Genomic DNA, 12,551 nt, shown 5'->3' on the forward strand with positions numbered 1-12,551 from the left:
CACAGCTTTTGTAGAAGTTGTATATGATAGATTAGCGACGGCTAATAATGTCGTGACCGTTGCGTAAGTAAGTGCTACGAGTATTTTTTAAACTTGCAATACGCTCTTCAGCTAGACGATCTGCTGCAACATAAGTTGGCACACCATCACGTTTTGAAATCTCAATTACTTTTGCAATTGTGTCATAAATAGACTCTACGCGTTTTAATGCACGTTCTCTATTGTATCCATATAATTCATCTGCTACGTTAATTACACCGCCCGCATTAATAACATAGTCTGGTGCGTATACGATTCCCATTTCATGAATGCTGTCACCGTGACGATCTTCTTTTAATTGGTTATTTGCAGAACCTGCGATTACTTTCGCTTTAAATTGTGGAATTGTTTCGTCATTTACTGTTGCACCTAGTGCACATGGCGCATAAATGTCACATTCTACACCATAAATTTCATTTGGTTCAACTGCTGTTGCACCGAATTCTTCTACTGCACGTTGTACCGCTTCTTTATTAATATCTGTAACGATTAGTTGTGCTCCTTCAGCATGTAAATGTTTGCATAAGTGATATGCTACGTTACCCACACCTTGAACAGCAATTACTTTACCTTCTAAGCTATCCGTACCAAATGCTTCTTTTGCAGCTGCTTTCATACCACGGTAAACACCATATGCAGTTACTGGAGATGGGTTACCAGAAGAACCGAATGAAGGTGAAATACCTGTTACAAAGTCAGTTTCTTCGTGGATAATATCCATATCATCAACAGTTGTACCAACATCTTCTGCAGTAATATAGCGGCCGTTTAAGCCTTGAATGTAACGTCCTAGTGCACGGAACATCGCTTCGCTTTTATCTTTACGTGGGTCGCCGATGATAACTGTTTTTGCACCACCTAGATTTAAACCAGCTGCTGCATTTTTATATGTCATCCCTTTTGCAAGGCGCAATGCATCTTCAATCGCCGCTTCTTCAGAATCATATGTCCACATTCTTGTTCCACCAAGAGCTGGTCCAAGTGTTGTATCATGAATTGCAATAATTGCTTTTAATCCCGACTCTTTATCTTGACAAAATACTACTTGCTCATAATCATATTTTTCTAAGTATTCGAAGATTTCTAATGTCATTGTCATTTCCCCCTAATTGTTTTACCCTTTTGGTTTATTTAGAAGCAGTCGCAACTGCTAAAGCTAATGAATATACTTTTGTTTCTGCTGAATCAGCACGAGATGTTAAAACAATCGGTGCTTTTGCGCCAGCAATCATCGCTCCTACCTTTGCATTTGCAAAATAGACAAGCGATTTATATAGCACGTTTCCAGCTTCAATCGATGGGACGAGTAAAATGTCTGCCTTACCTGCTACATCACTTACTATGCCTTTATGCTCTGCTGCAATTTGTGATACAGCATTATCTAAAGCAAGCGGTCCATCGACGATACAATCTTTAATTTGTCCACGACGATTCATTTGCGTTAACATCGCTGCATCGATTGTCGCCTGCATCGCAGGGTTTATAACTTCCACCGCTGCGATTGGAGCCACTTTCGGCAATTCAATTCCTATTGCCCGGGCAACGGAGGCAGTGTTTTCTATAATAGCAGCTTTTTGCTGTACATCAGGTGCAATGTTCATTGCTGCATCTGTGACAAAAATAAAGCGATCATAATTTGGAACTTCAAACGCTGCAACATGTGATAATACACTACCTTTGCGAAGTCCCCACTCTTTATTTAATACTGCTTTTAAAATGTTTGCTGTTGGGATGTTCCCCTTCATAAGTACATCTGCTTCACCATTTCTTACAGCTTTAACAGAAAGTTCCGCGGCCTCAGCATTTGATGATGCCGAAATCACTTGAACATGTTCTGAAACTTGTAAGCCATGCTCTTGTAGCATACCCATAATTTTTTCTTGATTTCCATATAGACGAAATTGAGCTAACTGTAATTGAATAGCTTTAGCTACCGCTTCAATTACTTCATGATCTTCAGCTATTGCTACAGCCACAGTTTTTTTAGGTTGTCCTGCCGCTTGATCAATTAGATGTTTTAACTTCATATTTTGTAATCAACCCTTTCCGTCGTCCCTCGTCTATTTAATAAGCAAATACCGTGCCAACTTTTCAAATTGGTCACACCAATAATGAAAACGCATACAAAATACAGTGAAATCAGTACTTTATAAATTTACATAATATTCTGTCTTAAATTGTCGTTTTTTGTATACCATGCAATAAATTGCACAGTACGCAATTTATTGCATGCTATTTTTTGCATGGTCATACTTTTCTAACTTGTAATATAAATTTCGAACCGAGATTCCTAACGCTTTCGCTGTCTTTGTTTTATTCCCATCAAATCTCTCTAAATATTCATGTATGATGTTCCCTTCAAACTCCGCAACTAAATGTTCTAGGGACTTTTCCTCTAATTCTGGAAGCACATCACTTCCTTTTAACTCCACTTGGTCTTCCTTATGCAAAGAAGGCAAATGATGGACATCCATATACATCTCATTATAGTTCATAAAAATAATTGCCCGTCCCAAAATATTTTCAAGTTCTCTGACATTCCCTGGCCAATTATACGATTGCAAATATTCAATAGCCGATTCCGTTAACCCTTCTACATTTCGGCCATAATCTTGATTAATTTTTTGAATCAATCGTTCTGATATAACTGAAATATCTTCCTTTCGCTGACGAAGAGAAGGAATTTGAATTGGAATTTTATTCAAGCGATAATATAAATCTTCCCGAAATTCACCTTCCAAAATCGCTTTTTCTAAATTCACATGCGTCGCTGCAATAACCCGAACATTGATAGGAATTGGTTTTGTTCCTCCAACTTTCACAATTTCTTTTTCCTGCAAAACGCGTAGTAATTTCGCTTGTGTACTTGCAGATAGTTCTCCAATCTCATCTAAAAAAATACTCCCATTATTCGCTTCTTCAAAGAAACCTCGTTTGCCACCTCTTCTCGCACCAGAGAAGGCACCTTCCTCATAACCAAACAGTTCACTTTCTAGTAGTGTTTCTGAAATAGCAGCACAATTCACACGCACAAACTTATTGTATTTCCGGTTACTCCCATTATGGATAGCATGTGCAAACAACTCTTTTCCAGTCCCTGACTCTCCGCGAAGTAATACTGTTGCCGGTGTATTCGCTCCAAGCTTTGCTTGTTCTATTGCCGCCATCGTTTCATCAGACGTTCCTACAATATCCTCAAAAGAATATTTTGCTTCTAGCGTCCGAATAATTTGTCTTGCCCGATTTAATTCATGTGTTAACTTTTGAATTTCTGACACATCACGAATAACACCAACGCTACCTTTCAATATGCCATCCACAATAACCGGTGCAACATTTACAATTACATCACGTTTTTTCTGACCGATTTTCATATGAATTCCTCGTACCGCTCTACGCGTCCGAAGTACTTTCATATGCATACTCTCGCCCTCTACAATATCAGTTGTTGCAGGTTTTCCAATTATGTCATCCTCTGTAAGACCTGTTAGCTTCGTATAGGCGGGATTTATAACAAGACCTCTTCCCTTCTCATCTACAACAGAGATCGCTTCCTCAGATGAATGAATAATTGCTTCCAATAAGGTTTGAATTTCTTTTAAATCCGTAACCTCTTCTGCTAAATCTACAACTTCTGTAATATCTTTAAAAATAGCAAAAGCTCCTTGAACCTCTCCATCTTCTTTTAAAATAGGAATACGAGTTGTAATAATCTTTTTTTCGTTCCCTAACGTCAACTCATGATTCACTTCTATTTGTTTCGTTCGTATAATACGGAGTAATTTACTAGTTGGAATTACTTCTAAAATATATTTCCCGACAGCCTCTCCAGTTTTATAACCAATTATACGTTCTGCACTTTTATTAAACAGTTTTACATAACCCTCTGCATCAATGACGATCATTCCATCATGAGTAGAATTTAAAATCAAATTACCTTGCTGCGTTTGTTCTCTCAGTTTTTCAATTAAATCCTCTTTCTCATGCGCCAACCTCGTAACAATTTTCGCAATATCCCCTGGTATAAGAAGCGTATTTTTACGCTTTTTCGCTAAAAGCACTTTATGTAAATGATAATCCCCCGTCATATCAAACATCACATCAATATCAACTTCCAAAAAAGGGTCTATATCCGTTCCAATTGCAATATGTTGTTCCTTTGCAAGTTGTAGCCCTTTCGCCTTTGGATTTATATCAATCATCCCTATAATTTCAAATATATTTGAAGTCTGTAGCAAGCCCAGAATCGTACTTCCACCTTCGCCAGCTCCAATAATTAACACTTTTTGTTTCACACATTCCACTTCCCCTCGAAGTATCTCTGCAAAATTTTTCACACCTTTATCTTACCCGTTCAGCAATCACTTGACAAACCCCCTTTCCATATAACATCATTTAATATATACGAAATTATCTGAAAAGGAGCGTTACCTATGCAGCGTTACCTTGCTCTTCTATTAGCACTCATCCCTATTTCATTAGCAGTGCTAGGTATAAAATTAATGCGAGATACTGTATTCGGTATTCTTTTATCCCCCATTCCTGCATTATGGTTACAATTTTTAATAGGTATATTCTGCTTTGTAATTGGTTTTTATATCTTCGGTGGGTTTGTTTTATACCGTGATCGTAAACAAAACAAAGTACAAGCTCGTTTTCGAAGATAAGTAAACATAAAAAATGAGACCTTCTCTCATACAAGGTCTCATTTTTTTACTGGTAATAACGCTCTAGCCGTTTCTGGATAATCTGTAATAATCGCAGAAATATTCATACCAAAATATTTCCGCATAACTGTTTCATCATTTATTGTATACGGACGAACCTCCACTCCACTATCCATTGTTAATTCAGCAATCGCATCTTGGAGATAACGATGATTCGGATGAATAGCAGTAGCTCCCATTTTTTCCGCATACGCCCACGGGCTATGTAAACCTTCTCGGTATAAAATAGCCGTTTGGATATCCGGAGCCATCATATGACATTTTTTCATACTGTAATGATTAAAAGAAGAAAAGATAATCCTATCTTCAAGGCCGCACTTTCGTACAAGTGTTATAACCTCTTCTTCTAAACCACGATATGGAATTTTATTATTTTTAAATTCAATATTCAGATGCAATTGATTAGATTGCATCCACTCTAATACTTCTTCTAATAAAGGAATCCGGCAAAAGCCTACCTTTTCCAAAAACTTGTGACTCGCATCCAATTTTCGCAAATCTTCATATAAGTAATTCCGAACGGCTCCCTTTCCATTCGTTGTACGATCGACAGTTTCATCATGAATCACAACAACTTTTCCATCCTTCGTAAATTGTACATCTAATTCTATCCCATCTGCTCGAAACGATTCCGCAGCTTCAAATGAAATCATTGTATTTTCTGGATACGTTCCCGCAGCACCGCGGTGTGCAAATATACGAGTCATCCTCACTCCCCCAATCTTATGCTATACTATACGAAAAAGGAGGTACTTCTATGAAACCATTACAAATTTCTCCGGACACTGCAATTCGTCTTTCAAAAGCTCTAGGTGTTCCACTTGAACAAATTATGCATATGCCGCAGCACATTTTAATTCAAAAGTTAGTTGAATTAGAAAAACAAAATAAAGATGAAGAATAATATAGTCCTGTTTTTGCAGGGCTTTTTATTATCTCTCTTTACAAGATTTTTATCTCATATATCATAATATCACAAGCGGTTTCTTACATAAATTTAAGACACATATGTATCACAAAAATAGATTTTAATAAAGTGATTCTTTTAATTTATTCATCCTTTATTAGGCTTCATTAATCAAACTTCTACGGATACCTATTTACTTTTTGAATTTTATCCCGCATTAACGGACAGGACTCCACTAACTAAAACAAGAAGAAGAGATATCAGACAGCATCCCTCCTCCTTGTCTATTTCTTTATCCATAATAAGTTACGCAGTTATTATTTGCTTTCTTTATGGTTTATAGATGTTTTGTTATGCTCCGTTTTCACCCATGTATGTTGTTGTTTCCACTTGATTAACCCCACAATTTGGGCATATATAAAAGTATATGCATAATAGAAGATTGAGAAACTCATCTGAAGCAATTTATATTTCCGATTTGTATCTACCTTGACTGCATAATACATGCAAACAACAAATTGATACGTAAACAGCACCAAAGAAATAATGCTGGCTCCCAAAATCAGCGCCACGAGTCGCTTCCCTATACCCGGAATATCCTGATATGATTTTGTGACAATTACATAACCAATAGCAATTAAAATCCCCATTAGAGTTATCGTCATTTGAACTGCACGTGTCATACCAAATAAATAAAATAACTGGTCAATAATTTTCATCTTACCTTTTTCAGCAAATAATTTTTTCAACATCGGCTTAAAGTTCGTAAACGCTACATACCAGTGGCCCTGTGACCAACGTGTACGTTGTTTAATACTTACTTTAAAGTCATCTGGCTTTTCATCATATACACGAACAAAGTGATTCCATAATACTCGTCCATTCTCTTTAACGATTTCCATTTCTAATTCTAAATCCTCTGTTAAAGAATCAAAACGAAAACCGCCGTGTTTCATTAGGTACTCCATTTTAACAATAAAGCCGGTTCCACCAATAGCATTCGGTAACCCAACGCGATACTTCGCCAACTGAAAAAAGCGATTTGTTAAATAATAACTCATAGCGTATCCAAGAGATAAGTTAGTCGCTGAATTCTTTGAATCTAAATAAATTTGGATCGCTTCTGGTTTTTCTTTTGCAATGTACTGAGAATTTAATTCTTGTAAAACATTAGAATCAACGTGATTATCAGCATCTAGAATCATTAAACAATCATATTTTTGAGTTAACTCTTCAAATCCTAAATAACGTAATGCATATTGCAATCCTGCTGGTTTACCGACTCCCTCGCGTGTAAACAACTGCTCACTTGTATTTATATATCGCATTCCTTTTTCTTCACAAATAGCACCTGTTCTGTCGGTACTATTATCATTTACAACATAAATGTCATATAAATCGTCACGATATTGAATTTTTTTCAGATTATCAATAGTTGAGCCAATTACTTTCTCTTCATTATGCGCTGCTACTAAAATTAAAAACTTTGTCTCATCTTCAATAAGTTCATAGTCACGCTTCGCTCTACCAAAGCCAAAAAGAGATAAAATCACATAATATATGGTATTAATGTTCACATACAAAGTAATCACAAAAAATATACTCAATAAAACCGTAACTACTTTCCCACCCAAAAATTCCATATTTATCCTCCTAAAAGACCGAATTCTCTTTCATACTGAATATCCGAAATTCTATAACCATTCTATTAGAACCAATTGAATATTCACCCTAAATTTTAGAACGCAGGATTGAACTATATATAATTAAGTAGCATTACATCAAAAAAGAGCAAAACATAATAACCTTTTATCCTATTCTTGTAAGCCATCCTTTCGCTAGCCATTAAATCTCACTGATTAACATAACACCCAAACATACTGTGAATAGAAACCAGTTCTTAGCGAAATCTCCTTCACCACTTCTAATGAAGGGTACTACATAGGGAATCATACCGATTATTGCTATCGTAGTAAACAAGTCAGAAATAAGACGTTCATTGTGCGTCTTATTATTATTAGATGCAAATTCTATTACTATCACTTTCGCCAAACAACCACATACAACACTTACTGATCGTAATCCATGATTTGTTATTTGATTTTTCCGAAAATTTAAGTTAAATTTTTTTGCAAACATAGTTTCTCATGTGAAATCCCACCTTCAAAATCGGCAAAAACCTATAATACTGAAATTACACCAAATGATACAGTAGCTTACTTGATGTGTCAATCTCACTTCATGGACTCGATAAACAAAAAACACCGTTTTTCATTAGTTTGATTTACAAACCATTAAAAGACGGTGTTTATCGACATATATTAACGTTATTTGTTAGTAAAAAAAAAGTTTATTGGTTACTTTATATTACCCCTAAAAACGTTTAATACCTTGATATTACAATTTTTACGAAGCCTTATGTTCCAGCCTTAACTTATCCGCAACCATTGCGATGAATTCACTGTTCGTAGGTTTTGCTTTTGACATCGATACAGTATAACCAAATAAGGACGAGATTGAATCAATATTCCCACGACTCCACGCTACTTCAATCGCATGTCGGATTGCGCGTTCCACACGGCTTGCTGTCGTATTATATTTTTTCGCAATATCCGGGTATAAAACTTTTGTAATAGAGCCAAGGAGCTCGATATCGTTATATACCATAGAAATTGCCTCTCGCAAATACATATATCCTTTAATATGAGCTGGTACACCAATTTCGTGAATAATGCTTGTAATACTCGCATCTAGATTCTTCGGTTTTCCATCTACTGTTGTTGCAGATCGGAAAGATGGTAGTGGACGTTTAATGGTAGTATTCGCTTTACCACTCACTTGACGAATATGACTCGTTAAATTTTCCATATCAAATGGCTTTAAGATGAAATAAGAAGCACCTAAATCAACTGCTTTTTTCGTTACATCTTCTTGTCCAAATGCTGTTAACATGATGACATTAGGCTGCGTTAGTCGTTCAATATGGCGCATTTTCTCTAGTACCGCTAGACCATCTAAATGAGGCATAATAATATCTAAAACGAGTACATCTGGTTGTTTCTCTTTCAGTAAATTTAAACACTCTTGACCATTATAAGCGATTCCAATTACTTCCATATCGTCTTGAGCAGCAACATAACTTTCTAACATTGATACTAGTTCCTTATTATCATCCACAAGACACACTTTAATTTTCTCCACAGCTTTTCCTCCCTTACCGAATCGATTCTCCCGACATGTGTAAGCTTCTAGGCTACATGAATTGTTCGACAATTGTGTGAAATTTCCCTTTTAAAGTTTCTTAATTTCCGATAAAAACACAAAAAAATATGTTTATCGTTCATTTTTTTCCTTTCTTTACACATTCCATCATAGGATTACAACGAAACGTTCACTCTTTTCTTTTATTTTACAACAAAAAACAGCTCTTGCGGAGCTTTTACAAAATTTCAACGAATTTCTCAACAAAAAAGCAAGCTGATATTCGTCAGCTTGCTTTTTTCTCTTGCTCATAAATATTAATTCCTGCTTGATGTAGCATCCATTCAATATGGACACCATACCCTGAAGTTGGATCATTAACAAATACATGTGTAACAGCACCAATCATTTTTCCATTTTGAATAATTGGACTACCACTCATCCCTTGAACAATACCACCCGTTTTTGCCAACAAACGTTTGTCTGTAACTTTTACAACCATTCCTTTTGTAGCTGGGAACTTTTGTGGCACGGTGCTTACGATTTCAATATCAAATGCCTCTACTTTATCTTGATCGATAACTGTTAGTATTTGCGCTGGCCCTTCTTTCACTTGATTTGATAATGCAATTGGCATACCTTTATCCATTATGCCATTTTTTATACCTGTATTTAACTTACCAAAAATACCAAACGGACTATTTGTTGTAATATTACCAATCACTTCACGATCCGGTGAAAATCTTGCTAATTTCTCTCCCGGATTCCCATGACTACCACGTTCGATGGAAGTAACTGTAGAACGAACAATCTGTCCATCCTCCACTTGAATTGGTTTTTTCGTATCATTATCAGAAATAACATGACCAAGCGCTCCATATTTCATGGAATCCGTATGAACAAAAGTCATCGTTCCAATACCAGCAGCTGAATCACGAATATATAAACCAATTCGATAAGACGACTCACCTTTATCTTTTTCTGGTGTTAGTTTTGTGCGAATATACTTACCATCTCGTAATAAAACAAGGTTAAGCGGTTCACCTGTTTTTCCACTATCATGAATGAACGGTGCGACATCACTCATTCTCTCAATTGCTTTTCCATTAATTTCAGTAATCATATCCCCAACTTGTACACCAGCCACTTCTCCAGGCGATACTTTTCCTCTCTCTGTTTGAATTAAATGATGCCCAACAACAAGTACACCTTTTGTATTCAATTTTACTCCAATTGATTGCCCACCTGGAATTACTTTGAAATATTTCAATACTTTAACATTTACTTTTTTTACTGGAAAGCCAGCAAGTTGAAAAACCATATCCGCTTCACCATTTTGGTGCGAATTTACTACAAGTCCAGATTTCTGTTCTTTATTTGAACTTACTGTAAAAACATTATGATTTGTCGATGAAGCCTGGAAAACTGGAAATGATGCTATTTCTGATTGTTGTCCCTCAAAAATAACGAGTTGCTTTGGGGATGAAATAAACGTACGAAGCGGTTTAAAACATCCGATAAAAATTAATGAAACAAGGAGACAAAGACCTATTATTTTTCTGAATTGCTCTAATTTCAATTCGTTCACTCTCCTCGCTCCTACCCCACATTCAGCCTAACGACTTCATCTTTTAATCTCTCCTTGCAACGCTTTGTTTATAACCGGAAGAATTAAGAAATCATCATTTGAACAAAAAAGCTATCCATTATTGGATAGCCTCTGCTGTCTGTTTAAAATGATGCGCTTGCGTAAGTAACTCTTTTGCATGTTCCGTCGTTAAATCGGTAATTTCCACGCCAGAAATCATGCGAGCGATCTCCGTTACCTTCTCCTCTGTACTTAATACAGTAACTGATGTAATCGTCCGATCATTTGCAACTTGTTTACGGATAAATAAATGCGAATCCGCCATCGACGCTACTTGAGGTAAGTGCGTAATACAAAGCACTTGCGAGTTTACAGATACACGATAAATTTTTTCCGCAATCGCTTGTGCCACTCGACCACTCACTCCTGTATCTACCTCATCAAAAATAACAGATGCAACGCCTTGATGCTTAGAAAAAATACTTTTTAGAGCTAAAATAATACGGGATAATTCTCCACCAGAAGCTACTTTTGAAAGTGGTTTTAATGGTTCACCTGGATTTGTTGAAATATAAAATTCCACATGATCATATCCATCTACCGTAAGTTTCACTGGCTTCCCTTCTACAAGCGGATCATCAATAATTCCTTCTCTTTTCGCAATCCTCACTTCAAATTTTGTTTTTTCCATATACAGTTCTTTTAATTCTTGGTGGATTGCGTTCGTAAGATGATCTGCAAGCTGATGCCGCATATTACTCAATATCATTGCTTCCTTCAAAATCACACTTTCTAATTCTTTTAATTTCTTTTTCGTCGTTTCAATATGTACATCTTTATTTTCAATTGTAAAAATTTCTTGCTCTATTTTATCAGCATACGCTAAAATCTCTTCTACAGTATTTCCATACTTTCTCTTTAGCATACGAATTTCATTTAAACGCGTTTCAATTTCGTCTAAACGATTCGGATCATATTCCATCATATCTAACTTTTCACGGAGCTGATAGGCCACCTCTTCTAATAAGTAGTAGCTATTAGCAATCGAATCATGATTCTCTTGATACGCCTCATCTAGGTGCGTAATACTCTCCATTTGTCCCATTGCATTTCGTATATGGTCAAGTCCGCTACCATCTTCGCTTAATGAACGGTATGCATCACCAAGCGCTTTATAAATTTTTTCGAAATTGGAGATTTTCAATCTCTCTTCCGTCAATTCGTTTTCCTCATCAGCTTTCAAATCCGCTTTACGAATTTCCTCGTGCTGGAATTGAATTAAATCTAACCGATGTGCCATCTGTTGTTCGTTCTCTGTTAAAGATTTAAGTTTCTTTTTTAGCTGCTCATACTCACCGTATACCTCTTGATATATTTGTAATTGGTTCACAATACGATCCCCGTCGAAATGATCGAGCATAAACAAATGGCGTTCCTCATTCATCAAATCTTGGGTTTCATGTTGTCCATGAATATCGACAAGTGTTTTTCCAATTTCTTTTAATATACTCAACGTGACAAGTTTACCATTTACACGACATACACTTTTTCCATTCGCAGCGATGTCACGCTTTAAAATGATCATCCCATCTTCAATCTCAATGTCCAGCTCTTCAGCCTTCGCAATACATGGATGCTTATCATCCTCTATATAAAATAAACCTTCAATTTCAGCTTTCTCTGTTCCATATCTAACAAACTCTGCTGAACCACGACCACCAACAAGTAAGCTGATTGCATCAATAATAATTGATTTTCCGGCACCTGTTTCACCACTCAAAACTGTTAAACCTTTTTGAAAAGAAATATTTAATGACTCAATAATAGCAAAGTTTCTAATCGATAATTCCGATAACAATGCCCCATTCACCTCGTTATAAACTAATCCCCTAAAAAGGGCTTTCGCTAAGCGCTTTTTACTCTGCGTTTATCGTATATATATTGTATGTATAAATTACTCTTCTAGCCCGCTCCATTGTACCAAACATTTGTTTTACGGGTCAATCCATCGATTTCCTAATTTCATTCTAAAAAATACTATATTCCACTTTACATTCATCTATTTTTCCTATAATAAAAAATATCTTGT

General features: G+C 36.1%; 10 protein-coding genes. 2 read left to right on the forward strand and 8 right to left on the reverse strand.

From position 1 onward, the window contains the following. Positions 1–31: 31 nt before the first annotated feature. The 3 genes from AAIE21_RS03510 to AAIE21_RS03520 form a co-directional block, all read right to left on the reverse strand. Entirely contained in the window at positions 32–1,132 is a 1,101-nt protein-coding gene (locus AAIE21_RS03510) for a leucine dehydrogenase (RefSeq protein ID WP_343265485.1), read from the reverse strand. A 34-nt stretch (positions 1,133–1,166) separates the two neighbouring features. Beyond that, on the reverse strand, positions 1,167–2,066 hold the full coding sequence (gene yqiS / locus AAIE21_RS03515; RefSeq protein ID WP_343265486.1) for a phosphate butyryltransferase: 900 nt from the start codon (positions 2,064–2,066) through the stop codon (positions 1,167–1,169). A 195-nt stretch (positions 2,067–2,261) separates the two neighbouring features. Further along, positions 2,262–4,334, reverse strand: a complete 2,073-nt coding sequence (locus tag AAIE21_RS03520) for a sigma-54 interaction domain-containing protein (RefSeq protein ID WP_343265487.1) — start codon at positions 4,332–4,334, stop codon at positions 2,262–2,264. A gap of 138 nt (positions 4,335–4,472) precedes the next feature. On the opposite strand from AAIE21_RS03520, the gene AAIE21_RS03525 reads away from it, so the two are divergent. Further along, complete coding sequence (locus AAIE21_RS03525; protein ID WP_343265488.1) at positions 4,473–4,706, forward strand: DUF2627 domain-containing protein; 234 nt, start codon at positions 4,473–4,475, stop codon at positions 4,704–4,706. Positions 4,707–4,744: 38 nt separating this feature from the next. Here the strand turns inward: AAIE21_RS03525 and AAIE21_RS03530 are convergent, their stop codons facing one another. Further along, entirely contained in the window at positions 4,745–5,473 is a 729-nt protein-coding gene (locus AAIE21_RS03530; RefSeq protein WP_343265489.1) for a glycerophosphodiester phosphodiesterase, read from the reverse strand. Positions 5,474–5,523: 50 nt separating this feature from the next. Between AAIE21_RS03530 and AAIE21_RS03535 the strand changes: the two genes are divergently transcribed. Further along, positions 5,524–5,670 carry a YycC family protein gene (locus tag AAIE21_RS03535; RefSeq protein WP_343265490.1) on the forward strand — a complete coding sequence of 49 codons (147 nt, stop codon included), beginning with the start codon at positions 5,524–5,526 and terminating at the stop codon, positions 5,668–5,670. A 320-nt stretch (positions 5,671–5,990) separates the two neighbouring features. Here AAIE21_RS03535 and AAIE21_RS03540 read toward each other — a convergent pair whose 3' ends face one another. The 4 genes from AAIE21_RS03540 to recN form a co-directional block, all read right to left on the reverse strand. Continuing rightward, the gene (locus tag AAIE21_RS03540) at positions 5,991–7,316 is read right to left on the reverse strand and encodes a glycosyltransferase family 2 protein (protein ID WP_343265491.1); all 1,326 of its coding nucleotides are present in this window, start codon (positions 7,314–7,316) and stop codon (positions 5,991–5,993) included. A 763-nt stretch (positions 7,317–8,079) separates the two neighbouring features. Continuing rightward, positions 8,080–8,874 (reverse strand): sporulation transcription factor Spo0A, encoded by a 795-nt coding sequence (spo0A, locus tag AAIE21_RS03545; RefSeq protein ID WP_343265492.1) that lies wholly within the window; start codon positions 8,872–8,874, stop codon positions 8,080–8,082. A gap of 286 nt (positions 8,875–9,160) precedes the next feature. Further along, a complete protein-coding gene (spoIVB, locus tag AAIE21_RS03550) occupies positions 9,161–10,462 on the reverse strand; it encodes a SpoIVB peptidase (RefSeq protein ID WP_343265493.1) in 1,302 nt (433 codons plus the stop codon). A gap of 118 nt (positions 10,463–10,580) precedes the next feature. After that, positions 10,581–12,320, reverse strand: a complete 1,740-nt coding sequence (recN, locus tag AAIE21_RS03555) for a DNA repair protein RecN (RefSeq protein WP_343265494.1) — start codon at positions 12,318–12,320, stop codon at positions 10,581–10,583. Positions 12,321–12,551 lie beyond the last annotated feature (231 nt).

This window comes from Paenibacillus sp. 102, assembly GCF_039549175.1.
Taxonomy (GTDB): domain Bacteria; phylum Bacillota; class Bacilli; order Bacillales; family Bacillaceae_G; genus Bacillus_A.

Bases quoted from the DNA above. Each gene is read 5' to 3' on its own strand.
- AAIE21_RS03530 (WP_343265489.1), bottom strand. From the start codon at position 5,473: ATGACTCGTATATTTGCACACCGCGGTGCTGCGGGAACGTATCCAGAA.
- yqiS (WP_343265486.1), bottom strand. From the start codon at position 2,066: ATGAAGTTAAAACATCTAATTGATCAAGCGGCAGGACAACCTAAAAAA.
- AAIE21_RS03525 (WP_343265488.1), top strand. From the start codon at position 4,473: ATGCAGCGTTACCTTGCTCTTCTATTAGCACTCATCCCTATTTCATTA.
- AAIE21_RS03540 (WP_343265491.1), bottom strand. From the start codon at position 7,316: ATGGAATTTTTGGGTGGGAAAGTAGTTACGGTTTTATTGAGTATATTT.
- AAIE21_RS03510 (WP_343265485.1), bottom strand. From the start codon at position 1,132: ATGACATTAGAAATCTTCGAATACTTAGAAAAATATGATTATGAGCAA.
- AAIE21_RS03535 (WP_343265490.1), top strand. From the start codon at position 5,524: ATGAAACCATTACAAATTTCTCCGGACACTGCAATTCGTCTTTCAAAA.